The 23,754-nt window shown below is 73.2% G+C and carries 25 protein-coding genes; 22 read left to right on the top strand and 3 right to left on the bottom strand.

Features of this window, described 5'->3' with window-relative positions; translation table 11 throughout:
• Window positions 1-3: 3 nt before the first annotated feature.
• Window positions 4-702 (top strand): hypothetical protein, encoded by a 699-nt coding sequence (locus ACIQVD_RS03450; protein ID WP_402285700.1) that lies wholly within the window; start codon window positions 4-6, stop codon window positions 700-702.
• Between the two features lie 6 nt (window positions 703-708).
• On the opposite strand, the gene ACIQVD_RS03445 is transcribed toward ACIQVD_RS03450, so the two are convergent.
• Both ACIQVD_RS03445 and htpX read right to left on the bottom strand, forming a co-directional pair.
• A complete protein-coding gene (locus ACIQVD_RS03445; RefSeq protein ID WP_400686548.1) occupies window positions 709-1,296 on the bottom strand; it encodes a hypothetical protein in 588 nt (195 codons plus the stop codon).
• Window positions 1,297-1,392: 96 nt separating this feature from the next.
• Window positions 1,393-2,313 carry a zinc metalloprotease HtpX gene (htpX, locus tag ACIQVD_RS03440; RefSeq protein ID WP_402285698.1) on the bottom strand — a complete coding sequence of 307 codons (921 nt, stop codon included), beginning with the start codon at window positions 2,311-2,313 and terminating at the stop codon, window positions 1,393-1,395.
• 302 nt (window positions 2,314-2,615) lie between these two features.
• On the opposite strand from htpX, the gene hrcA reads away from it, so the two are divergent.
• The 17 genes from hrcA (at window position 2,616) to ACIQVD_RS03355 (ending at window position 18,357) form a co-directional block, all read left to right on the top strand.
• Window positions 2,616-3,689 (top strand): heat-inducible transcriptional repressor HrcA, encoded by a 1,074-nt coding sequence (hrcA, locus tag ACIQVD_RS03435; protein ID WP_400686552.1) that lies wholly within the window; start codon window positions 2,616-2,618, stop codon window positions 3,687-3,689.
• 81 nt (window positions 3,690-3,770) lie between these two features.
• The gene (gene dnaJ, locus ACIQVD_RS03430) at window positions 3,771-4,910 is read left to right on the top strand and encodes a molecular chaperone DnaJ (protein ID WP_100836099.1); all 1,140 of its coding nucleotides are present in this window, start codon (window positions 3,771-3,773) and stop codon (window positions 4,908-4,910) included.
• A gap of 116 nt (window positions 4,911-5,026) precedes the next feature.
• Window positions 5,027-5,770, top strand: coding sequence for a 16S rRNA (uracil(1498)-N(3))-methyltransferase (locus ACIQVD_RS03425; RefSeq protein ID WP_400686554.1), 744 nt, complete (start codon window positions 5,027-5,029; stop codon window positions 5,768-5,770).
• Window positions 5,771-5,881: 111 nt separating this feature from the next.
• Entirely contained in the window at window positions 5,882-9,079 is a 3,198-nt protein-coding gene (locus ACIQVD_RS03420) for a PDZ domain-containing protein (protein ID WP_400686556.1), read from the top strand.
• A 172-nt stretch (window positions 9,080-9,251) separates the two neighbouring features.
• Window positions 9,252-9,410: a hypothetical protein gene (locus tag ACIQVD_RS03415; RefSeq protein ID WP_402285694.1), complete on the top strand. Its 159-nt coding sequence runs from the start codon at window positions 9,252-9,254 to the stop codon at window positions 9,408-9,410.
• Between the two features lie 42 nt (window positions 9,411-9,452).
• Entirely contained in the window at window positions 9,453-9,806 is a 354-nt protein-coding gene (locus tag ACIQVD_RS03410) for an HIT domain-containing protein (protein ID WP_400686560.1), read from the top strand.
• A gap of 3 nt (window positions 9,807-9,809) precedes the next feature.
• Entirely contained in the window at window positions 9,810-10,727 is a 918-nt protein-coding gene (locus ACIQVD_RS03405; protein WP_400686562.1) for a ribonuclease Z, read from the top strand.
• A 219-nt stretch (window positions 10,728-10,946) separates the two neighbouring features.
• Window positions 10,947-12,050: a PhoH family protein gene (locus tag ACIQVD_RS03400; protein ID WP_400686564.1), complete on the top strand. Its 1,104-nt coding sequence runs from the start codon at window positions 10,947-10,949 to the stop codon at window positions 12,048-12,050.
• A 14-nt stretch (window positions 12,051-12,064) separates the two neighbouring features.
• A complete protein-coding gene (gene ybeY, locus ACIQVD_RS03395) occupies window positions 12,065-12,559 on the top strand; it encodes an rRNA maturation RNase YbeY (protein ID WP_402285691.1) in 495 nt (164 codons plus the stop codon).
• A 13-nt stretch (window positions 12,560-12,572) separates the two neighbouring features.
• Entirely contained in the window at window positions 12,573-13,901 is a 1,329-nt protein-coding gene (locus ACIQVD_RS03390; RefSeq protein WP_400686567.1) for a hemolysin family protein, read from the top strand.
• Between the two features lie 192 nt (window positions 13,902-14,093).
• Window positions 14,094-14,345, top strand: coding sequence for a hypothetical protein (locus ACIQVD_RS03385; RefSeq protein WP_100836092.1), 252 nt, complete (start codon window positions 14,094-14,096; stop codon window positions 14,343-14,345).
• Window positions 14,342-14,881 (top strand): DUF4383 domain-containing protein, encoded by a 540-nt coding sequence (locus ACIQVD_RS03380; RefSeq protein ID WP_400686569.1) that lies wholly within the window; start codon window positions 14,342-14,344, stop codon window positions 14,879-14,881. Before ACIQVD_RS03385 ends, ACIQVD_RS03380 begins: the two co-directional genes overlap by 4 nt.
• A gap of 86 nt (window positions 14,882-14,967) precedes the next feature.
• Window positions 14,968-15,957 carry an aldo/keto reductase gene (locus ACIQVD_RS03375; protein ID WP_100836090.1) on the top strand — a complete coding sequence of 330 codons (990 nt, stop codon included), beginning with the start codon at window positions 14,968-14,970 and terminating at the stop codon, window positions 15,955-15,957.
• A 42-nt stretch (window positions 15,958-15,999) separates the two neighbouring features.
• On the top strand, window positions 16,000-16,353 hold the full coding sequence (locus ACIQVD_RS03370) for a cytidine deaminase (protein ID WP_400686572.1): 354 nt from the start codon (window positions 16,000-16,002) through the stop codon (window positions 16,351-16,353).
• 123 nt (window positions 16,354-16,476) lie between these two features.
• Window positions 16,477-16,635 carry a hypothetical protein gene (locus ACIQVD_RS03365; RefSeq protein ID WP_400686574.1) on the top strand — a complete coding sequence of 53 codons (159 nt, stop codon included), beginning with the start codon at window positions 16,477-16,479 and terminating at the stop codon, window positions 16,633-16,635.
• 47 nt (window positions 16,636-16,682) lie between these two features.
• Complete coding sequence (gene era, locus ACIQVD_RS03360) at window positions 16,683-17,612, top strand: GTPase Era (RefSeq protein WP_111553483.1); 930 nt, start codon at window positions 16,683-16,685, stop codon at window positions 17,610-17,612.
• A gap of 31 nt (window positions 17,613-17,643) precedes the next feature.
• Window positions 17,644-18,357, top strand: a complete 714-nt coding sequence (locus ACIQVD_RS03355) for an alpha/beta fold hydrolase (RefSeq protein WP_100836088.1) — start codon at window positions 17,644-17,646, stop codon at window positions 18,355-18,357.
• 33 nt (window positions 18,358-18,390) lie between these two features.
• Here ACIQVD_RS03355 and ACIQVD_RS03350 read toward each other — a convergent pair whose 3' ends face one another.
• On the bottom strand, window positions 18,391-18,657 hold the full coding sequence (locus tag ACIQVD_RS03350) for a protealysin inhibitor emfourin (protein ID WP_030458622.1): 267 nt from the start codon (window positions 18,655-18,657) through the stop codon (window positions 18,391-18,393).
• Between the two features lie 431 nt (window positions 18,658-19,088).
• Between ACIQVD_RS03350 and leuA the strand changes: the two genes are divergently transcribed.
• The 4 genes from leuA (at window position 19,089) to ACIQVD_RS03330 (ending at window position 23,708) form a co-directional block, all read left to right on the top strand.
• Window positions 19,089-20,873 carry a 2-isopropylmalate synthase gene (gene leuA / locus ACIQVD_RS03345; protein ID WP_402285685.1) on the top strand — a complete coding sequence of 595 codons (1,785 nt, stop codon included), beginning with the start codon at window positions 19,089-19,091 and terminating at the stop codon, window positions 20,871-20,873.
• Window positions 20,874-21,361: 488 nt separating this feature from the next.
• Window positions 21,362-21,907: a TerB family tellurite resistance protein gene (locus tag ACIQVD_RS03340; protein WP_402285682.1), complete on the top strand. Its 546-nt coding sequence runs from the start codon at window positions 21,362-21,364 to the stop codon at window positions 21,905-21,907.
• 224 nt (window positions 21,908-22,131) lie between these two features.
• Window positions 22,132-22,878 carry a DNA repair protein RecO gene (recO, locus tag ACIQVD_RS03335; protein WP_033250275.1) on the top strand — a complete coding sequence of 249 codons (747 nt, stop codon included), beginning with the start codon at window positions 22,132-22,134 and terminating at the stop codon, window positions 22,876-22,878.
• A 2-nt stretch (window positions 22,879-22,880) separates the two neighbouring features.
• The gene (locus tag ACIQVD_RS03330; protein WP_100836085.1) at window positions 22,881-23,708 is read left to right on the top strand and encodes an isoprenyl transferase; all 828 of its coding nucleotides are present in this window, start codon (window positions 22,881-22,883) and stop codon (window positions 23,706-23,708) included.
• Window positions 23,709-23,754 lie beyond the last annotated feature (46 nt).

Below are 23,754 nucleotides of genomic sequence, written 5' to 3'. Positions count from 1 at the left end.
ACGATGAACGGGCGCTGGCAGGTGGCGGCGGTCGCCGCAGTGCTGCTGCTGGGCGGGACGGCCTGTACGGCCGACGGCTCGAAGAAGGCCGATCCGGCGCCGCCGTCGCTGCGCGCGGACCTGCTGACGGCGGACCGGCTGCCGAAGGGCTTCACCCTGAACACCTCGGAGGTGCAGTCGACCACCACCCGCGCGCCGCGCGCCGCCTCCACCTACGTGCCGAACACCGAGCCGCTGGAGTCGATGCCCTGTTCCGAGCTGGGCATCACGTCCTTCCTGACCACGCACGCCAAGCCGTTGGAGGACGTCGCGGTGGGCCTGGAGCGCCAACCCGTCGGCGACGACGACTTCGGCTGGGGCGGGCAGGAGGTGCTCGACCGCTACCCGTTCGGACGGGCGGCCGCCGCCCTGGACGCGGTTCGTGCGGCGGTCGGACGCTGCGCGGACTTCAGCACGGTGCTGGTGGACGGCTCGGTGTTGCAGGAGAGCGCGACCGCGATCCAGGTCGGCGACAGCCTGCGGGTGCGGATCACCTCGATGCCGCCGCCCGACGGCGTCCACCCGTGGGTCGAAGAGACCGCGTTCGTCCGGTTCGGCGACGTGGTCCTGACGGTGCAGCAGGTCGGCACCGACCGGCCGACCGACGACCTGCAGACCGTTCTGGACGCCGCCGTGCAGGCGTACCGGGCCCGGGCGCACTGACGGGGGTCAGTCCTCCAGGCCCGGCGCGCCCCAGACCGGGAACCAGCGGGAGAGGTCCGGCTCGATCCGCAGGTCGTCGCGGAGCAGGTGGGAGACCTCGATCTCCAGCGGGTTGTCCCGCTTCTCCTGCCCGGCGACCTTGCACATCGGGTAGAAGGTGCCGCGCTTGTACAGGTACACCAGGGCCAGCGAGCGGCCCTCGGCGTCCCGGAAGGCGACCAGCGAGCAGAGCAGCTGCGGCCCGAAACCGTTCGCCTCCAGCTCGCTGTTGACCGCGTGCAGGTCGTTGACCAGGTCGGGCAGCTCCTCGGGGGTGTGCCGGGAGAGCAGCCAGGAGTACCCGTACCCGTCCCGGGACGCCTCGACGGGGACGCCGCCGCGCCCGGTGTCCGCGTCCAGCAGCGCCCGCACCTGCTGCTGCACCTCGGTGAAGGCCGCGCCCTCGACCGCGGCGAAGCAGACCGAGCCCAGGCCGGTCGGGAGGAACCCCTTGGCGGCCTGCAGGGTCAGCGCCGCCGACGGGATGCCGAACAGCTGGTCGAGATCGGGCTTCACCGGCTTGGTCCGGCCGAACAGGGCGTCCAGGAATCCCACGCCGCGAGCTCCTTCTTCGGTGACTTGGTGTGACTTCGGGTGACTTCGGTGATTTCCGTGGCCGCGGTGGCCGCGGTCGCTCCGGCGGGGGCGGGTTCAGTGCCCGAGTTCGTCGGAGACCTTCCGCAGCTGGGCGAGGCGCTGCTCCAGCGAGGGGTGGGTGGAGAGCAGCTGGGAGGCGGTCTCCCTGGCGCTCAGCGCCGGGGCGAAGTAGAAGGCGTTGTACGGCTGGGCCTGGCGCAGGTCCTTGGTCGGGATGGCGGAGATCTGCCCGGTCACCTTGGTCAGCGCCGAGGCCAGCGCGGCGGGCCGGCCGGTCAGCTGGGCGGCGGCCCGGTCGGCGGCCAGCTCGCGGTAGCGGGACAGCAGCCTGGTGAGCAGGAAGCTGATCGCGTACACCACCATCGAGGCCAGCGGGATCAGCACCATGGCGATCGCCGCGTTCTGGTCGTTGCTGTTGCGGTTGCCGCCGCCCATCATGCCGCCGTACAGGGCGATCCTGGTCATCGCGCCGGCCAGCACGCCGAGGAACCCGGCCACCGTCATCACCGCGACGTCCCGGTGCGCGACGTGCGACAGCTCGTGGGCCAGCACGCCCTCCAGCTCCTCCGGCTCCAGCCGGCGCAGCAGGCCGGTGGTCACGCAGATCACCGCGTTCTGCGGGTTGCGGCCGGTGGCGAAGGCGTTGGGCATGTCGTTGTCGGCGACCGCGACCCGCGGCTTGGGCATGTCGGCCAGCGCGCACAGCCGGTCGACCGCGCCGTGCAGCTGCGGGTACTGCTCGGGGGTGACCTGGTGGGCGCCCATCGCCCGTTCGGTGATCTTGTCGGAGAACCAGAACTGCGCGACGAACAGGCCGCCGGAGATCAGCACCACCAGCGGCCAGGCGCCGCGCAGCAGCACGATCAGCAGGCCGGTGAAGCCCACGTAGACCAGCCCGATCAGGAACATGGTGGTGACCATCCGGCCGGTCAGCCCGCGGTCGGGGGTGAACCTGGAGTGCTGTGGCACCGACATCGCTGCTCCTCCTCGTGCCTCGCGCGGTGCCGGACCGCGCTGCCGCGCCGTCCGCCCCGCTCGCCTTCGATGCTGCCACCGGGCGGGCCCGCGGGCACCATCCGAAACGATGGGAATTCGGTGGGAAAGCGACACGTCCCGGGCGCGTCGCCGGTCCTTCGGTCCAGGATCACGGGGGCGGACCGTTCCTGCCGTCAGGCCCGGGCCGTACACTGGCAGGTACGGTCCTGGCACTCTGACCAGTGGAGTGCCAAGCCGGGTCAGACACCGGGTCAACGGACGACGACGGAGGTGCGTGCCCCATGCCGGACGACGGCAAGCCCGACGGCCGACTGATCGACACGCGCCCGACCGCCCGTCCGCTCGACGAGCGGCGCCTCGCGGTGCTCCGGGCGATCGTCCAGGACTACGTGGGCACCGAGGAGCCGGTCGGCTCCAAGGCCCTGGTGGAGCGGCACAACCTCGGCGTCTCCCCGGCCACGGTCCGCAACGACATGTCCGCGCTGGAGGACGACGGGTACATCCACCAGCCGCACACCAGCGCGGGCCGGATCCCCACCGACAAGGGCTACCGGCTCTTCGTCGACCGGCTCGCCGAGGTCAAGCCGATGACCGCCCCCGAGCGCCGGGCGATCCGGCACTTCCTGGAGGGCGCGGTCGACCTGGACGACGTGGTGGCCCGGACGGTGCGGCTGCTCGCCCAGCTCACCCGGCAGGTCGCGGTGGTCCAGTACCCGTCGCTGACCCGCTCCACCGTGCGGCACATCGAACTGGTGTCGCTCACCCCGACCAAGCTGATGCTGGTGCTGATCACCAACACCGGCCGGGTCGAACAGCGGATGGTCGACTGCCCGGCCCCGGTCGGCGAGGCCCTGCTCGGAGACCTGCGGGCCAGGCTCAACGGCATGGCGGGCGGCTGCCGGCTGCCCGAGGTGCCGACCGTCCTGGAGGACCTGCCGGCGAGCTTCGAGCCCGCCGACCGGCCCGCCGTCAGCACCGTGCTGACGGTCCTGTTCGAGGCGCTGGCCGAACAGAACGAGGAACGGATCATGCTGGCGGGCACCGCCAACCTGACGCGTTTCGGCCATGACTTCCCGCTCACCATCCGGCCGGTCCTGGAGGCGCTGGAGGAGCAGGTGGTGCTGTTGCGCCTGCTGGGCGAGACGGCGGACTCGGCGATGACGGTCCGGATCGGCCACGAGATCGCGCACGAGGGGCTCAATTCCACGTCGGTGGTCTCCGTCGGTTACGGTTCGGGCGACCAGAGCGTGGCAAAGCTGGGAGTGATCGGTCCGACCCGGATGGATTACCCGGGCACAATGGGGGCGGTGCGCGCGGTGGCACGGTACGTCGGCCAGATCCTGGCGGAGTCGTAACGGCGCGGCCGCAGCGGAACGGCGCAACAAGCAGCGTGCTGTCGCAGGCACTTCTAGAGGCGGAACAAACCGGAGCATTTGGTGGCCACGGACTACTACGCGGTACTCGGCGTCCGACGCGACGCGGGGCAGGACGAGATCAAGAAGGCGTTCCGGCGCCTCGCCCGTGAACTGCACCCGGACGTCAACCCGGACCCGAAGACGCAGGAGCGGTTCAAGGAGATCAACGCCGCCTACGAGGTGCTCTCCGACCCGCAGAAGCGTCAGGTCTACGACCTCGGCGGCGACCCGCTGTCGCCGAACGGCGGCGGCGCGGGCGGCTTCGGCGCGGGCGCGGCCGGGTTCGGCTTCTCCGACATCATGGACGCCTTCTTCGGCGCCGCGACCGGCCAGCGCGGCCCCCGCTCGCGCACCCGCCGCGGCCAGGACGCCATGATCCGGCTGGAGATCACCCTGGAGGAGGCCGCGTTCGGCACCACCAAGGAACTCCAGGTCGACACCGCCGTCACCTGCACCACCTGCAACGGCGAGGGCGCCGCGCCCGGCACCTCCGCGCAGACCTGCGACATGTGCCGCGGCAAGGGCGAGGTCTCCCAGGTCACCCGGTCCTTCCTGGGCCAGGTCATGACCTCCCGCCCCTGCCCGCAGTGCCAGGGCTTCGGCACCGTCGTCCCCACCCCGTGCCCCGAGTGCGCCGGCGACGGCCGGGTCCGCGCCCGCCGCACCCTCACGGTCAAGATCCCGGCCGGTGTCGACAACGGCACCCGGATCCAGCTGGCCGGCGAGGGCGAGGTCGGCCCCGGCGGCGGCCCCGCCGGCGACCTGTACGTGGAGATCGCCGAGACCAGCCACCCGACCTTCCAGCGGCGCGGCGACGACCTGCACTGCACCGTCACCATCCCGATGACCGCCGCGTCGCTCGGCACCCAGGTGCCGCTCCAGACCCTGGACGGCCTGGAGGAGGTCGACATCCGGCCCGGCACCCAGTCCGGCCAGTCGATCCCGCTGCACGGCCGGGGCATCACCCACCTGCGCGGCGGCGGCCGGGGCGACCTGATAGTGCACGTCGAGGTGCAGACGCCCACCAAGCTCGACCCGGAGCAGGAGGATCTGCTGCGGCGGCTCGCCCTGCTGCGCGGCGAGGAGCGTCCGTCCGGGCAGTTCGCGCCCGGCCAGCAGGGCCTGTTCTCCCGGTTGAAGGACGCCTTCAACGGCCGGTGAGACCCGCCCCTCCCGCGCCGGAGGGGCCTCCCGGGCCGGGAGCGGCGAGGTCGAGGACCTCGCCGCTCCCGGCCCGTTCCGCCGGACGACCCACTGCTGAGAGGGCTGCTGTACCGATGACCGCACCGGTGTTCGTCGTCGACGACCTGACCGGGGCCGCCCCCGGCGCCACCGTCCGGCTGGACGGCCCCGAGGGCCGGCACGCCGTCGCCGTCAAGCGCCTGGAGCCCGGCGAGGCGCTCACCCTCGCCGACGGGCGCGGCCGCGGCGCGGACGGCACCGTCGCCGCGCTGCACGGCAAGGACGCCCTCGACGTCCTGGTCACCGCCGTCCGCGACGAGCCCGCCCCCGCGCCCCGGATCACCGTCGTCCAGGCGCTGCCCAAGGGCGACCGCGGCGAGCTCGCCGTCGAGACCATGACCGAGGCCGGCGTCGACGCGGTCGTGCCCTGGGCCGCCGCCCGCTGCATCACCCAGTGGAAGGGCGAGCGCGGCGCCAAGGCGCTCGCCAAGTGGCGGGCCACCGCCCGCGAGGCCGGCAAGCAGTCGCGCCGGCTGCGCTTCCCGGAGGTCAGCGACCCGGTGACCACCCGGCAGCTGCTGCCGCTGCTCGCCGCCGCGGACTTCGCGGCCGTCCTGCACGAGGAGGGCGCGCTGCCGCTCGCCACCGCGCAGCTCCCGGCCGGGGGCGAGATCGTCCTGGTGGTCGGGCCCGAGGGGGGCGTCTCCCCGGACGAGCTCGCCGCCTTCGCCGAGGCCGGCGCCGCGCCGTACCGGCTGGGTCCCTCCGTGCTGCGCACCTCCACGGCGGGCGTCGCCGCCGGCTCCCTGCTGCTCGGCCGCACCGGCCGCTGGGGGTAGGCCCGCTCCTCCGGACCCGGCGCCGGGAGCCGGGACGCGCCGCCCCGGCCGCGGGTCGCGGGCTCCCGCAACCTCTGACGATCCGTGAGCCGCGCCGCCTAGGGTGGCAGGATGACGGAATCGACGCGCGGCTATCTGCGCCACCCCCACCTGCACGGCGACGCCGTGGCTTTCGTCGCCGAGGACGACGTCTGGCTGGCGCCCGTCGACGGCGGGCGGGCCTGGCGGTTGACGGCGGACCAGGCGCCCTCGGGGGCGGTGCGGTTCGCCCCGGACGGGCGGTCACTGGCCTGGACCTCGACCCGGGACGGCGCGCCGGAGGTGCACGTGGCACCGGTGGAGGGCGGCGCGGCCCGGCGGTTGACGTACTGGGGGAGCCCGTCCACCGCGCTGGTGGGGTGGAGCGCGGACGGGCGGCCGATCGCGATCACCACCGCGGGGCAGGAGACCGTCCGGCGGACCTGGGCGTTCGCGGTGCCGCTGGACGGCGGGGAGCCGACCCGGCTGCCGTACGGGCCGATCGGCTCGCTGGCGTTCGAACCGGTGCCGGAGGGCGCCGCCGGCGGACGGGTGCTGCTGGGCACGCACAACCGGGAGGCCGCGCACTGGAAGCGCTACCGGGGCGGCCGGGCCGGGAAGCTGTGGATCGGCGGCGCGCGGTTCGAGCGCCTGCACGCCGGGCTGGACGGGCAGCTGGAGTGCCCGATGTGGGTCGGCGACCGGGTCGCGTTCCTCTCCGACCACGAGGGCGTCGGACGGCTGTACTCCAGCCTCCCGGACGGCTCCGACCTGCGGGCGCACGGCCCGGCGGACCACGGGTTCTACGCCCGGCAGGCGTCCACCGACGGCACCCGGGTGATCTGGCAGAGCGCCGGCGAGCTGTGGCTGCTGGACGACCTGGAGGGCGCCGGGGCGCGCCGGCTGGACGTCCGGACGGCCGGGCCGCGCACCCGGCGGCAGCCGCACCCGACGCCCGCCGCCGGGCAGGTGGAGAGCGCCGCCCCGGACCGCACCGGCCGGGCCGCGGCCGTGGTGGTGCGCGGCACCGTGCACTGGGTGACCCACCGGGAGGGCCCGGCCCGGGTGCTGGACGAGACGCCGGGGGCGCGGGCCCGGCTGGCCCGGGCCGTCCCCGGCGAGGACGGCGCGCAGGGCGCGGTGTGGGTCACCGACGCGGAGGGCGAGGACGCGCTGGAGTACGCCCCGGCGGTGCTGGGCGCGGAGCGCCGGCGGCTGGCGGCCGGGCGGCTCGGCCGGGTCCGCGGCCTGGCGGTCTCGCCGGACGGCCGGCAGCTCGCGGTGGCCTCGCACGACGGCCGGGTGCTGCTGGTGGCGCTCAGCGACGGCGCGGTCAACGAGCTGGCGCGCAGCGGCGACGGCGAGGTCTCCGGGCTGGTGTTCAGCCCCGACTCGGGGTGGCTGGCCTGGTCGCAGCCGGTGCTCGGCCCGTGGTCGCTGCGGCAGGTCATGCTCGCCGACCTGACCTCGCGCACCGTCAGCGAGGCCACCCCGCAGCGCTTCCACGACTACTCGCCGGCCTTCACCGCGGACGGCAAGCACCTGGCGTTCCTCTCGGTGCGCGCCTTCGACCCGGTGTACGACCAGCACGCCTTCGACCTGTCCTTCCCCGGCGGCACCCGCCCGTACCTGCTGACGCTGGCCGCCGACACCCCGTCGCCGTTCGGCCCGCGGCGCGGCGGGCGGCCGGCCGGCGGCGAGGAGGAGGACGCCAAGGACGGGGAGAAGGAGGCCGCGCCGAGCACCCGGGTCGACCTGGAGGGCCTGGCCGACCGGATCGTGCCGTTCCCGGTGGAGGCGGGCCGGTTCGGGGTGCTGCGCGCCGCGAAGGACGCGGTGCTCTGGACCAGGTACCCGTTCAGCGGCGAACTCGGCGACAGCGCCGCCTCCCTGGACGAGGAGCCGGCCCGGACCGCGCTGGAGCGGTTCGACCTGCGCAGGCGCCGGGCGGAGGAACTGCTCAGCGGCGTCGACACCTTCGGCGTCAGCGGCGACGGCACCCGGCTGGCCGTGCTGGAGGACGGCGCGCTGCGGATCGTGCCCGCCGACCAGAAGGCCGCGGAGGACGAGGAGACCGAGGTCGACCTCGACCGGGTCCGGGTCACCGTCGACCCGGCTGCCGAGTGGCGGCAGATGTTCGACGAGAACGGCCGCCTGATGCGCGACAACTTCTGGCGCGCCGACCTCTCCGGTGTCGACTGGGCGGGCGTCCTGGACCGCTACCGGCCGTTGGTCGAACGGGTCGGCAGCCGCTCCGACCTGGTCGACCTGCTGTGGGAGACGGTCGGCGAGCTCGGCACCTCGCACGCGTACGTGCTGCCGCCCGGCCGCGGCGCCGAACCGGCCCGGCAGCAGGGCCGGCTCGGCGCGGACCTGGTGCGCGACGGCGAGGTGTGGCGGGTGGCGCGGGTGCTGCCCGGCGAGTCCTCCGACCCGCGGGCCCGCTCCCCGCTGGCCGCCCCCGGCGCGGCGGTCCGCCCCGGCGACGCGATCCTGGCCGTCAACGGCCGCCCGGTCGACCCGGTCACCGGCCCCGCCCCGCTGCTGGCCGGTACCGCCGACCACCCCGTCGAGCTCACCGTCAGCGGCCGGGACGGCGGCGAGCGGCACCCCGTCGTGGTGCCGCTCGACGACGAGGAGGCGCTGCGCTACCACGACTGGGTGGCCGGGCGGCGGGCCGCCGTCCGCGAACTGTCCGGCGGCCGGCTCGGCTACCTGCACGTCCCCGACATGCAGAGCGCGGGCTGGGCGCAGCTCCACCGCGACCTGCGCTTCGAGATGTCCCTGGACGGCGTGGTGCTGGACCTGCGGGAGAACCGCGGCGGCCACACCTCCCAGCTGATCGTGGAGAAGCTGGCCCGCCGGATCGTCGGCTGGAACCACGGCCGCGACCTGGCCCGCCCCGACCCCTACCCCGGCGACGCCCCGCGCGGCCCGGTGGTGGCGCTGGCCGACGAGTTCTCCGGCTCCGACGGCGACATCGTCAACGCGGCGATCCAGGCGCTCGGCATCGGCCCGGTGGTCGGCACCCGCACCTGGGGCGGCGTGATCGGCATCGACAGCCGGTACACGCTGGTCGACGGGACGCTGGTCACCCAGCCCAAGTACGCCTTCTGGCTGGAGGGTTACGGCTGGCAGCTGGAGAACCGCGGGGTCACCCCCGACGTCGAGGTGCCGATCGCCCCGCACGACTGGGCGGCCGGCCGCGACCCCCAGCTGGAGACCGCCGTCCGGCTCGCCCTGGAGTCGCTGGCCCGCACCCCCGCCAAGACCGCGCCCGGCCTGGACTGACCGGCGCGGACCGACCGGCCCGGGAGACGTTCCGCCAGCCGGGCTCCGGGCCGCCGCCGAACCGCCGGAGCCGCCGGCCCGGCCGACGGCGCCCGGCGGCCGACCGGCTGGCGGCGGTGGCCGCGCTCCTCGAACTGCGCCGCGTGAGCCGCCGCGCGTGCGGACGCCGGGGATGAGGGCGCCGCGCCTGCGGACCCCCCGCCCGATCCGGGCGGAGGGCCGCGGCGGCACCGAGCTGACGGTCGACAACTGCCGGAGCGCCTGCGGGGACTTCGACGAGGACCGCCGGGAACACCGGACCTACCGGATCGTGGTGCGCCGACCGCTGTAAGGTCGTGGCACCAGTGACGGATCCAGGTGAGGAGCGCGGGAGATGGCCGGCGAGCCGCAGGCGGACTGTGTGTTCTGCAAGATCGCGTCGGGGGACGTCCCGGCGACCGTGGTGCGCAGGACCGAACGGACGCTGACGTTCCGGGACATCAACCCGCAGGCGCCCGCGCACCTGCTGGTGATCCCGCGGGTGCACCACTCGAACGCGGCCGAACTGGCCGCCGCCGAGCCGCTGATCGCGGCCGAGCTGCTCACCGAGGCGGGCGAGGCGGCGCGCGGCGAGGGCCTGGAGTCGTACCGGCTGATCTTCAACACCGGTGCGGAGGCCGGGCAGACGGTCTTCCACGCGCACGTGCACGTGCTGGGCGGGAAGCCGCTCACCGAGGGACTGGTCTGAGCGTTGTCGCAGCGTGAGCTCGTCGTCCTGGGCACCGCCAGCCAGGTGCCGACCCGGCACCGCAACCACAACGGGTACCTGCTGCGGTGGGACGGCGAAGGGCTGCTGTTCGACCCGGGGGAGGGCACCCAGCGGCAGATGCTGCTGGCCGGGGTGAGCGCCACCGGGATCACCCGGATCGCGGTCTCGCACTTCCACGGCGACCACTGCCTGGGCCTGCCCGGGGTGGTGCAGCGGATCAACCTGGACCGGGTGCCGCACCCGGTGGACGCGTACTACCCGGCGTCCGGGCAGGTGTTCTTCGAGCGGCTGCGGCACGCCAGCGCCTACCACCCGACGGCCGAGATCCGCGAGCACCCGATCGCCGGCTCCGGCCCGCTCCCCGCGCCGGGCGCGCCGTTCGCGCTGGAGGCGGTGCGGCTCTCGCACCCCGTGGAGTCGTTCGGCTACCGGCTGACCGAGCCGGACGGCTTCCGGCTGCGGCCCGAGCGGCTGCGCGAACTCGGCCTGCGGGGCCCCGCGGTGGGCGTGCTCCAGCGCGAGGGCCGGGTCGAGGTGGACGGGCGGACGGTGACCGCGGAGCAGGTCGGCGAGGTCCGGCCCGGGCAGAGGTTCGCGTTCGTGATGGACACCCGGCTCTGCGACGGCGTGGCCGAACTCGCCGAGGGCGCCGACCTGTTGGTGATCGAGTCGACCTTCCTCGACCAGGACGCCGCGCTCGCCGAGGAGCACGGCCACCTGACCGCCGCCCAGGCCGCCCGGGTGGCCGCCGCGGCCGGGGTGCGGCGACTGGTGCTCACCCACTTCTCGCAGCGCTACCCCGACCTGGCCGGGCACCTGGCCGAGGCCGCCCGGCACTTCGACGGCGAGATCGTGGTCGCCGAGGACCTGGCCCGGGTCCCCGTCCCGCCGCGCCGTTGACCACCGCGCCGTCGACCGCCGCCCGGCCCCGGCCGGCCGCCACCGGCGGCCCCCGGCCCCCGAGGTGCGGAAAACCGTTCGCACATCGGGGCGAAAGACCCCACCATCGAAGCCGCCGCGCCGCTCCGGCGAACACCCGCGCGGCGTACCCTGGTGACCCGGAGAGCCCGAGCCACACGACACGACGGATTGGGATGAGGCAGGCCGCAGCGCCGACCCATGACTGACACACCGCAGACCCGAACCGACGGACAGCGGCGCCCCGACGAGGCGTCCACCAGCACCCGGATCGTCATTCCGGAGAAGCACCCGATGGTCACCCTGCTGGGTGCCGCCGACTCGCTCCTGCGGGTGATCGAGCAGGGCTTCCCGGGTGCCGACATCCACGTCCGCGGAAACGAGGTGACGGCCACCGGCTCGCCCGCCGAGGTCGCGCTCGTCAAGCAGCTCTTCACCGAGATGATGCTGGTGCTGCGCACCGGCCAACCCCTGACGGAGGACGCCGTGGAGCGCTCCATCACCATGCTCAGGAGTGCCGCCGAGGACCCGGCCAGCCCGGCCCCGTCCGAGGTGTTCACGGCGAACATCCTGTCCAACCGGGGCCGCACCATCCGCCCCAAGACGGTCAACCAGCAGCGCTACGTCGAGGCGATCGACAAGCACACCATCGTCTTCGGCCTCGGCCCGGCCGGCACCGGCAAGACCTACCTGGCGATGGCCAAGGCCGTCCAGGCCCTGCAGGCCAAGGAGGTCAACCGGATCATCCTGACCCGGCCGGCCGTCGAGGCGGGGGAGCGGCTGGGCTTCCTGCCCGGCACCCTCTACGAGAAGATCGACCCGTACCTGCGCCCGCTGTACGACGCGCTGCACGACATGATGGACCCGGACTCGATCCCCCGGCTGATGGCGGCCGGAACCATCGAGGTGGCCCCGCTGGCGTACATGCGCGGACGCACCCTGAACGACGCCTTCATCATCCTCGACGAGGCGCAGAACACCTCGCCCGAGCAGATGAAGATGTTCCTGACCCGCCTGGGCTTCAACTCCCGGGTGGTCGTGACCGGCGACACCAGCCAGATCGACCTGCCGGGCGGCACCCGCTCCGGCCTCAAGGTCGTCCAGGAGATCCTCGCCGACGTGCCCGACATCCACTTCTCGGTGCTGACCAGCACCGACGTGGTGCGGCACAAGCTGGTCGGCCGCATCGTGGATGCGTACGAACGCTGGGACGCCCGGCAGGAGGCCGAGGAGTCCGGCGACCGCAAACCCGCCCAACGGCGGGGCGCCCGGGCGCCCCGCCAGTCCCATCGCACCGAAAGCTGAGTACTGAGCCCTCCATGTCGATCGACATCGCCAACGAGTCCGGGTGGGACGTCGACGAGGAGTCCATCCTCGACGTCGCCCGCTACGCCCTCGACCAGATGCGGATCCATCCGCAGTCCGAGCTCTCCGTGATCCTCTACGACAGTGAGTCGATGGCGGAGCTGCACGTCCAGTGGATGGACCTGCCAGGACCGACCGACGTGATGTCCTTCCCGATGGACGAGCTGCGTCCGGGCAAGGAGGGCGAGGACCTGCCGGAGGGCCTGCTCGGCGACATCGTGCTCTGCCCCGAGGTGGCGAAGGAGCAGGGCCTGGCCGCCCCCACCAAGCACTCGATGGACGAGGAGCTGCAGCTGCTCACCGTCCACGGGGTGCTGCACGTGCTCGGCTACGACCACGAGGAGCCCGACGAGGAGCGCGAGATGTTCGCGCTCCAGAAGCGGATCCTGGACGACTGGCGGGTCGGCCGCGGCCTGTCCGGCCTGTCGCCCGCGCCGACCGTCCACTGAGGGCCGGCCCGCTGTGAGTGGTGAGAGTACGAGCTTCCTGATCGGGGCCCTGCTGCTGGTGGTGCTCGGCTGGCTGGCCGCGTGCGCCGAGGCGGGGATCTCCCGGATCTCCCGGTTCCGCGCCGAGGAGGCGGTCCGCTCCGGGCGTCGCGGCTCCGGCCGGCTGCTGACCCTGGCCTCGGACAGCATCCGCTACCTGAACCTGGCGACGCTGATCCGGGTGGCCTGCGAGATGGCCGCCGCGGTGCTGGTCACCGTGGTCTGCGTGCGCGGCTTCCAGCAGACCTGGCAGGCCGTGCTGGTGGCGTTCGGCGTGATGGTGCTGGTGTCCTTCGTGGCGGTCGGGGTCTCCCCGCGCACGATCGGCCGCCAGCACCCGCTGAGCACCGTCACCGCGGCCTCCTGGGTGCTGCTGCCGCTGGCCCGGATCCTCGGGCCGATCCCGCGGCTGCTGATCCTGCTGGGCAACGCGCTGACGCCCGGCAAGGGCTACAAGGAGGGCCCGTTCGCCTCCGAGGCCGAGCTGCGGGCCCTGGTCGACCTGGCCGAGAAGGACGACCTGATCGAGGACGAGGAGCGCCGGATGGTGCACTCGGTCTTCGAGCTGGGCGACACCATCGTGCGCGAGGTGATGGTGCCGCGCACCGACCTGGTGATGATCGAGCGGCACAAGACGGTCCGGCAGACCCTGACCCTGGCGCTGCGCTCCGGCTTCTCGCGGATCCCGGTGGTCGGCGACAACGAGGACGACGTGGTCGGCATCGTCTACCTCAAGGACCTGGTGCGCCGCACCCACATCAACCGGGACGCCGAGTCCGAGCAGGTCGACTCGGTGATGCGCCCGGCGGTCTTCGTCCCCGACTCCAAGCCGGCCGCCGACCTGCTGCGCGAGATGCAGCAGATGCGCTCGCACGTGGCGATCGTGATCGACGAGTACGGCGGCACCGCCGGGCTGGTCACCATCGAGGACATCCTGGAGGAGATCGTCGGCGAGATCACCGACGAGTACGACCGGGAGATCGCCCCGGTCGAGGACCTCGGCGACGGCTCGTACCGGATCACCGCCCGGCTCACCGTGGAGGACCTCGGCGAGCTGTTCGGCATCGAGCTGGACGACGAGGACGTGGAGACCGTCGGCGGGCTGCTGGCCAAGTGCCTGGGCCGGGTGCCGATCCCGGGCTCCTCGTGCGAGGTGCCAGTGCCGGAGGGCAGCGGGCTGGCCGCGATCGGCCTGACCGCGGAGAGCTCGGCCGGGCGCCGCAACCGGATCGGCACCGTGGTGGCCACCCCGGTGCGGGTCGCCGAGGAGAGCCGGGAGCAGGCCGAGGAGGCCGCCTCCTAGGCTCCCGGACGCCCGTCGTCGTACGGGCACCCCGCGTGACGGCGGGCGCTCGGCCGAGTTCCCCGGCCAGGTTCCCGCCCAGGTTCCCGGACGGGCCCTTGGACGGACCGTCCCCATCGGTGCGACCGGTTGGGACGGTTCGTCCCGGGGCCCGTTTGCGGTGTCGCCCGGGGTACGCGCACCGTGGAAGGCATGGCACATCTACTGCGCGCGGAGTACGGCCCGAGCGGGCCGGCCGGCGGGGTGGCCAGGTGGCACGTGGTCCGTGCCGCCGACCCCTCGCACGGCATGTGCGGTGCCGAGATCGCCTCGGACGCCGAGAGCAGGCCGGAGGAGGCCTGGGGCACCGGGCTGCACTGCTGCCAGCAGTGCGGGTCGCTCTACCTCCACGAGGTGCCGTTCCTCCGCTCCGACCACTCCGACCACGCGGGGAGGACCCGATGAGACTGCACGACGAACTCCCGGTCGACCACCGGCTCGGCAGGGTCTACCGCTACGGCGCGGGCCTCTGCGGACTGTTCCTGATCGTGTTCGGCATCCTCGGACTGACCGGGACCCACCCGGGCTTCCTGGACACCTCGGGCAAGGAGGTGATCGGCCTGTCCAGCAACGGGGCGCTGAGCGTGCTGTCGCTGGTGGCCGGCGGCATCCTGATCCTGGGCGCGGTGATCGGCGGCAACACCGCCTCGAACATCAACATGATCGTGGGCGTGCTGTTCGTGCTGGCCGGCTTCGTCGGCCTGACGGTGCTGGACTCCAGCGCCAACCGGCTCGCCTTCCACATCTCCAACGTCATCTTCAGCTTCGTGTTCGGCTTCGTGGTCCTGACCTTCGGCATGTACGGCCGGGTCGGCAGCCACCTGCCGCAGGACAACCCGTACTGGAAGGAGCGCCACTCCGACGACGACGCCCTCCCGGACGGCCCGCCCGCGCTGGTGAAGGTGCTCCGCCCGGGCCCGCCGAAACCGACCGGGCACTGACACCGCCCCGTCGTAGAGTGGGACCGCCAAGGCCCGACGGACCGTCAGGTCCGTCGGGCCGCAGTCCGTCCGGAGGGGGAACCGTGATGACGGAACGCACACTGGGAGCGCTGGCCGGCCCGCCGATCGGGTTCGGGGCGATGGTGCTCTCGCCCGGCGTGTACGGCGAGACCGACGAGCGGCGCGGGCAGGACGCGCTGCGGGCCGCGATCGACGCCGGGGCCCGGCTGATCGACACCGCGGACGGCTACGGCGCCGACGGGCACAACGAACAGCTGGTCGGCCGGGCCGTCCGGGGCCGCCGGGACGAGGTGCTGCTGGCCACCAAGTTCGGCTTCCGGGTGCCGGCGGGCGCCGAGCCGCACCGCTTCCCGGTGCACTTCGCGTTCGGCGAGCTGGCGGTCAACTGCGAGCCCGCGCACGTGCGCGGCTACGCGGAGCAGTCGCTGCGCAACCTCGGCACCGAGGTGATCGACCTGTACTACCCGCACTTCCCGGACCCGCAGGTGCCGTTCGAGGACACCGTCGGCGCGGTCGCCGAACTGATCGCCGACGGGCTGGTGCGGCACCTGGGCGTCTCCAACGTGACGGCCGCGCAGCTGCGGGCCGCGCACGCGGTGCACCCCGTCGCGGCGGTGCAGACCCAGTGGTCGATGTGGCAGCCGATCGACCCGGAACTGCTGGCCGCCGCCCGCGAGCTGGGCGTCGGCGTGGTGGCCTGGAGCCCGCTCGGCGGCGGCTTCCTGACCGGCACCGTGCGGCAGGTCGCCGAGGACGACTTCCGGCGCAACCACGCCAGGTTCTCCGCCGAGAACCTGGCCGCTAACAACGACCGGTACGCCCCGCTGCGCGCGATCGCCGCGGAACTCGGCGTCACCCCCGGCCAGCTGGCGCTGGCCTGGCTGCTGCACCAGGACGACCACGTGGTGCCGATCCCGGGCAGCCGCACCCCCGCGCACATCCGGGAGAACCAGGCCGCGGCGGAGCTGGCCCTGGACGCCGCGGTGCTGGGTCGGATCGACGCGGCGCTCGCGGCGTTCGCACCGGCGGGGGAGGGGGCGCTGCTCAAGGGCTGAGCGGCGCCGGTCGGCCGGTCCGGCACGGCCTATGCTCGGGCCATGACCGAGATTTCCGAGCTGGACCCCGAGGACAAGAAGATCATCACGCTGGCCCGTTCGGCCCGCGCCCGCAACGGCGTGGCCGAGGGGGCGGCGGTCCGGGACGAGACCGGGCGGACGTACGTGGCCGGCACGGTGGCGCTGGAGTCGCTGAGGCTGAGCGCGCTGCAGACCGCGGTGGCGATGGCGGTGGCCAGCGGGGCGAAGGGTCTGGAGGCGGCCGCGGTGGTGTCCGAGGCGGACGCGCCGGCCGCGGGCGACCTGGCCGCGGTGCGGGACCTGGGCGGGGCCGGGACGCCGGTGCTGCTGGCCGGGCCGGACGGGGCGCTGAAGGTGGCCGCGGCGGCCGAGTGAGCCTACGGGCGGGGAGTGCCCCGGGCGAGGTGTCCGGGGCTCTGTCGGCCCTCCCTGCGCCTCCTGCTGGGTGCGATAATCGCACCGGCTGGGATCTCGTCCCGGCGAGGGAGGGAACGGGACATGGGCGTCGCGGCGTTCTTCTGCGGACTGCTGCTCTGCGTCATGGGTTTCGGACGCTGGCACGAGACCGGGTCCCCGTGGTGGCTGGCCGGCACCCTGACCCTGCTGGCCTCCGTCCTGGTCGGCGCGATCACCGGCGGCGGCAAGAAGGCCGACTGAACGCCCGATGACCGGGTCGGCTCCGGGGATCGGCGACAATGGGTGTCATGAATGCCCCTTCCTCCCCGTACCGCTCCGGGTTCGCGTGTTTCGTCGGCCGTCCCAACGCGGGCAAGTCGACCCTGACCAACGCCCTGGTCGGGACGAAGGTCGCGATCACCTCCGACCGTCCGCAGACCACCCGGCACACCGTGCGCGGCATCGTGCACCGCCCCGACTCCCAGCTCGTCCTGGTGGACACGCCCGGGCTGCACAAGCCCCGCACCCTGCTCGGCGAGCGACTCAACGACCTGGTCCGCACCACCTGGGCGGAGGTCGACGTGATCGGCTTCTGCGTGCCCGCCGACCAGAAGCTCGGCCCCGGCGACAAGTTCATCGCCAAGGAGCTCGCCGAGATCCGCAAGACGCCGAAGGTCGCGATCGTCACCAAGACCGACCTGGTCGACTCCAAGCGGCTCGCCGAACAGCTGATCGCCGTCCACCAGCTGGGCGCCGAGCTCGGCATCGAGTGGGCCGAGATCATCCCGGTCTCCGCCGTCGGCGACCAGCAGGTCGAGCTGGTGGGCGAGCTGCTGACCAAGCTGCTGCCCGAGGGCGTGCCGCTGTACCCGGACGGCGACCTCACCGACGAGCCCGAGCAGACCATGGTCGCCGAGCTGATCCGGGAGGCCGCGCTGGAGGGCGTCCGCGACGAGCTGCCGCACTCGCTGGCCGTGGTGGTCGAGGAGATGATCCCGCGCGAGGGCCGGCCCGCCGACCGCCCGCTGCTGGACATCCACGCCAACGTGTACATCGAGCGGCAGAGCCAGAAGGCCATCGTGATCGGCGCCAAGGGCTCCCGGCTCAAGCACGTCGGCACCACCGCCCGCAAGCAGATCGAGGCGCTCCTGGGCACCCCGGTCTACCTGGACCTGCACGTCAAGGTGGCCAAGGACTGGCAGCGCGACCCCAAGCAGCTGCGTAAGCTCGGCTTCTGACGGAGCGTCGCAAGGGGAGGGGCCGGTCGGGATGGAACTGCACACCCACGAGTGGGGCGGGGGAGAGCGCACCGCCCTGCTGATCCACGGCATCCAGGCCGACCACCGGACCTGGCGGCTGATCGGCCCCGAACTCGCCGCGCGCGGCTACCGGGTGATCGCCGTCGACCTGCGCGGCCACGGCGTCTCCCCGCGCGGCACCGGGGAGAGCCCGCGCGAGCGGTACGGGCCCGAGCAGTTCGCCGAGGACCTGGTCGACACCCTGCCCGCCGGGGCGGACGTGGCGATCGGCCACTCGATGGGCGCGCTGGCGCTCTGGCGGGCCGTCGAGCGGCTGAAGCCCGCCCGGGCGGTCTACAGCGACCCCGCGTTCGTCTACGACCGCCCCGGGCTCGGGCCGGAGCCGTTCGTCGGCTTCAAGCGCTTCGGGACCAGGCAGTTCATCACCAGCATGCACCCCGGCTGGCCGGTCGAGGACGTGGACGCCGAGCTGGCCGCCCTCGCGCTCTGGGACACCGACACCGCTCTCGGCCTGTGGGCGCACCCCGAGCTGTCCGCGCTGCCGGACGCCCCGGCCGTCCCCTCGCTCGTCCAGCTCGCCGATCCCAGCGGGCTGGTGTCGGACGAGGAGGCCGCCGAACTGCGCCGCCGCGGCTTCGAGGTGCGCACCGTGCCGGGCGCCGGGCACAGCATCCACCGCGACGACCCGGCGGGCTTCCTCGCCTCGTTGGACGGGTGGATCTGAACTCCCCGTCCCCGGGTGCTGGTTGACGGTCCGTCAGGCTCCTTCGCGGAGCACCAGGCTCACCAGTTCGCGCTGGGAGTCGGTGAGCTTCGGGTCGGCGCAGTGGACGGTGCGGCCGTCGACGGTGATCTCGTAGTGGAAGCCGTCGGGCACGCCGTACGCGGGTGCGCGCAGCCCGCCGGCCACCGCCTCGCGGGCCAGGGCGTGCACGTGCGGGGCGTCCGGGCGCTCCGTGGTGTCCATCTCGGCATACCGGAGCAGACCGGCGAACCCGCCGGTGCGGGTGACCTGGATACGCATGGTTGTCAGTGTGCTACGCACCGGAGGAATTTGCCGAGGCTTTTCACCAACTCCTCGCGGGTCCTTCCCGGCTCTCCGCAGGTCTGCGCGGCCGGGCTCCGGGCCGGGCCCCGGCCCGGCCGCCAGGGGGGTGGCGGGTGCCGCCGGGGCCGCCGGGAGGCTCTCCGGGCCCGTCTCAGTGGGTGGGATCGTGGCGGGGCTCACTGCGTCGGCCCGTCCGCTCTTGTTACAGTGGCGGCATCATGCGCATCCGGCTGCTTCTTCTTAGCTGCCGCGGCGAGGGCCTGTAGTCCAGTGAAGGCCGGCCCCCTCGCCGCGGGGAGTCGTGTTGCGTCCAGCGTGATCTTCGCGGCGCATTCAGTCGGCCGAGTCGGGTGTTCCTGCCCCCGACCGCAGACCGCCTTCGACAAGGGAAGCCGAGAGCCTCACCCATGACCGAACAGTCCTCCGTCGCCCGCGCGTTCGTCGACCGTCCGACCCCGATCACCGCCGCCACCGTGCAGCAGAAGCCCTCGGGCATGCCCTTCCAGCGGTACGTACCCTTCGGCACCGTCGACCTGCCGGACCGCACCTGGCCGTCCAAGGTCATCACCCGGGCCCCGCGCTGGCTCTCCACCGACCTGCGGGACGGCAACCAGGCGCTGATCGACCCGATGTCGCCGGTCCGCAAGCGCAAGATGTTCGACCTGCTGGTGAAGATGGGCTACAAGGAGATCGAGGTCGGCTTCCCGTCGTCCGGCGCCACCGACTTCAACTTCGTCCGCTCGCTGATCGACGAGGACGCGATCCCGGAGGACGTCACCATCTCGGTGCTGACCCAGGCCCGCGAGGACCTGATCGAGCGCACCGTCGAGTCGCTGAAGGGCGCCCCGCGGGCCACCGTCCACCTGTACAACGCGACCTCGCCGCTGTTCCGCCGGGTGGTGTTCCGGGCCGGCAAGGAAGAGATCAAGGCCATCGCGGTGGACGGCACCCGCCTGGTGATGGAGTACGCCGAGAAGGTCCTGGGCGACGAGACCGTCTTCGGCTACGAGTACTCGCCGGAGATCTTCATCGACACCGAGCTGGACTACGCGCTGGAGGTCTGCGAGGCGGTGATGGACGTCTGGCAGCCCGGCGAGGGCCGCGAGATCATCCTGAACCTGCCGACCACCGTCGAGCGCTCCACCCCGAACGTCTACGCCGACAAGATCGAGTGGATGTCGCGGAACCTGAGCCGCCGCGAGTTCGTCTGCCTGTCCACCCACCCGCACAACGACCGCGGCACCGGCGTGGCCTCCGCCGAGCTGGCCGTGATGGCCGGCGCCGACCGCGTCGAGGGCTGCCTGTTCGGGCAGGGCGAGCGCACCGGCAACCTGGACCTGGTCAACGTCGGGATGAACCTGTTCTCCCAGGGCGTCGACCCGATGATCGACTTCTCCGACATCGACGAGATCCGCCGCACCGCCGAGTACTGCAACCAGATGCCGGTGGCCGAGCGCCACCCCTACGCGGGCGACCTGGTCTTCACCTCCTTCTCCGGCTCGCACCAGGACGCGATCAAGAAGGGCTTCGACGCCCTGGAGGCCGACGCGGCCGCCGCCGGCGTCCCGGTCTCCGAGCACACCTGGGGCGTGCCCTACCTGCCGATCGACCCGAAGGACGTCGGCCGCAGCTACGAGGCGGTCATCCGGGTCAACTCGCAGTCCGGCAAGGGCGGCATCGCCTACGTGCTGAAGAACGACCACAAGCTGGACCTGCCGCGCCGGATGCAGATCGAGTTCTCGAAGATCATCCAGACCAAGACCGACGCCGAGGGCGGCGAGGTCACCCCCGCCGACATCTGGGCGGTCTTCCAGGACGAGTACCTGCCGACCCCGGCCAACCCGTGGGGCCGGATCTCGCTGAGCGGCTCCCGCAGCCTGACCACCGAGGACGGCCGCGACGCGCTGAGCACCGAGGCCGTCGTCGACGGCACCCCGGTCACCCTGACCGGCAGCGGCAACGGCCCGGTCTCCGCGTTCGTCAACGCGCTGGCCTCGATCGGCGTGGACGTCCGCGTCCTGGACTACGCCGAGCACGCGCTGAGCGAGGGCGGCGACGCCCAGGCCGCCGCGTACGTCGAGTGCGCCGTCGGCGACAAGGTGCTGTGGGGCGTGGGCATCGACTCCAACACCGTGCTGGCCTCGCTGAAGGCCCTGATCAGCGCCGTCAACCGGTCGGCCCAGCGCGACTGACGCCGTCCGGGCGCCCGCCCGCTCCGGCGCCCGCGCCCGCCCCGAGGGGCCCGCCACCGGCGGACCCCTCGGGGGTTTCCGGCCCGCCCGTCCTCCTCCTGCGGCCCATCCGGCCTCTTCCCCGCGGTAGTTGACCAATCGTCGGGACGTGCCAGGCCCGCCCCGCGGCCGCTCGGACCGTGTCGTCGATCACATGTGTCCCCGGTCACAAATTTTCCCCTCGGCACCCGTTCAGGGTGCTGACACGAGCCGGTAACCGTGGCAACATCGTCGGACCGGAACCGGGGTCGGTGGGACGACTCCGGCGTCCGGTCGCGTGACCTGCCCACTGATGTGCAGGCCGCCTGCCATGTCTGGGGAGTGGCGCCGTGACAGGGTTGTGGGGTGTTCGCCCTCGGTGGCGGACGGATGTCCTCGGTGAATTCTTCTGCCCGGGCTGCGGCGGAGACCGCAACTACCGCCGGCAACACGGCCGACGGTGGCTGCGGTTGCTCGGGACGCCGGTGCTGCCGCTCGGCGGCGTGGCCCGCAGCGTCCAGTGCACCTCCTGCCGCGGCCGCTACGGGGTCGACGCCCTGGAGCAGTTGACCTCGGTCCGGCTCGGCGCGATGCTCCGCGACGCCCAGTACACCGTCGCGCTGGCCGCGCTCGCCGCCGGCGGCACCGCCGGGCGCGGTGGGCGGGAGGCCGCCTGCGCGGTGATCAAGGAAGCCGGGTTCGACGACTGCGGCGAGGCCCAGGTGCTGGCCTCGCTCGCCGCGCTCTCCGGGCACGGCGGCGGCGACCCGCTGGACGTGGACGTCGAGGGCGGCGGACTCGCCGTCGAACTGCACGCCGCGCTCGAACCGCTCGCCCCGCACCTGGCCCTCCAGGGCCGCGAGCGCCTGCTCACCCTCGGCGCCGTGATCGCCCTCGCCGACGGCCGCTACCTCCCGCAGGAGCGGGCCGCGCTCGCCGTGGTCGGCCGCTGCCTGCGCCTCACCGCCCCGCAGGTGGACCGGCTGCTGGAGGCGGCCACCCGCGCCCCGCACTGACCCCCCTCCACCGCTCCGCGTCCCCTCTCTCCCGCCCCATCCATGAGCCGGGCCCATACACCCCCCTCCCGGGCCCGCCGTGTCCCGCACCGCACGGGCGAAAGCCCCACAACCCCGGTGCGGGTTCACGGCTGCGCCGCCGTCGGGCCCGTCCCCGGCGGGCCGTCCCCGTCGGGCCGTCGGGGCCCGGGCTGTCGGCGGGGTGCGGGACAATGGGTTCCACCATGAGTCTCTTCCGCGACGACGGCATCGTGCTGCGCACCCAGAAGCTCGGCGAGGCCGACCGGATCATCACCTTCCTGACCCGCCAGCACGGCCAGGTCCGGGCGGTGGCCCGGGGAGTGCGCCGGACCAAGTCGAAGTTCGGCGCCCGCCTCGAACCGTTCTCGCACGTCGACATCCAGTTCTTCAGCCGCGGCAGCGAACTGGTCGGCCGCACCCTGCCGTTGTGCACCCAGGTGGAGACCATCGCCCCCTACGGCGCCCGGATCGTCGACGACTACGCCCGCTACACCGCCGGCACCGCGATGCTGGAGACCGCCGAGCGCTTCGCCGAGAACGAGGGCCAGCCCGCCGTCCAGCAGTACCTGCTGCTGGTCGGCGCCCTCCGCACGCTGGCGGCCGGCACCCACCAGTCGCACCTGGTGCTGGATGCCTTCCTGCTGCGCTCGCTCGCCGTCAACGGCTACGGGGCGAGTTTCACCGACTGCGCCCGCTGCGGGCTGCCCGGACCCAACCGCTTCTTCTCCCTCCAGGCCGGTGGCGTGCTGTGCGGCGACTGCCGGGTGCCCGGAAGTGCCGTACCCTCCCCTGAGACACTGGTACTGCTCGGCGCGCTGCTCTCCGGAGACTGGCAGACCGCCGACGGCTGCGAGCCGCGGTACTGGCGCGAGGGCAGCGGGCTGGTGGCCGCCTACCTGCAGTGGCACCTGGAGCGGGGCATCCGCTCGATGAGATACGTGGAGAAGTGAGCATGGTCGCGCGACGGCTGTTCGGCAGCAAGCGGACGTACGAGACTCCGGCCCCGCACCCGAGCGGCGCCAGGCCGCCGAAGATCCCCGGCGAGCTGGTTCCCGAACACGTCGCGGTGGTCATGGACGGCAACGGCCGCTGGGCCAAGGAGCGCGGCCTGCCCCGGACCGAGGGACACCGGGTCGGTGAGGGCGTCGTCCTCGACGTGCTGCGCGGCTGCCTGGAGATCGGCGTCAAGAACCTCTCGCTGTACGCGTTCTCCACCGAGAACTGGAAGCGCTCCCCGGAGGAGGTGAAGTTCCTGATGAACTTCAACCGGGACGTGATCCGCCGCCGCCGCGACGAGATGGACGCCATGGGCATCCGGATCCGCTGGGTCGGCCGGATGCCGAAGATGTGGAAGAGCGTGGTCCAGGAGCTCCAGGTCGCCCAGGAGCAGACCAAGAACAACGACGCCATGACGCTGTACTTCTGCGTCAACTACGGCGGCCGGGCCGAGATCGCCGACGCCGCGCTGGCCATCGCCCGCGACGTCGCCGCCGGGAAGCTCAACCCGGAGAAGGTCAACGAGAAGCTGTTCGCCAAGTACCTCTACTACCCGGACATGCCGGACGTCGACCTGTTCCTGCGCCCCAGCGGCGAGCAGCGCACCTCCAACTTCCTCGCCTGGCAGTCCGCCTACGCGGAGCTGGTCTTCCAGGACGTGCTCTGGCCGGACTTCGACCGCCGTGACCTGTGGCGCGCCTGCGAGCAGTACGCCCGCCGCGACCGCCGCTTCGGCGGCGCCCTCCCCAACGAGGTCGGCGCCGAGGTCCCGCCGCAGCGCTGACCGGCTGCGGGAGAAGGACGGGGGGACCGCAGCAGGCGCGGGAAAC

The sequence above is a fragment of the Kitasatospora sp. NPDC090308 genome, assembly GCF_044769485.1.
GTDB classification, from domain to species: Bacteria; Actinomycetota; Actinomycetes; order Streptomycetales; family Streptomycetaceae; genus Kitasatospora; species Kitasatospora fiedleri.
This window is presented reverse-complemented; position numbering and strand designations above follow the sequence as displayed.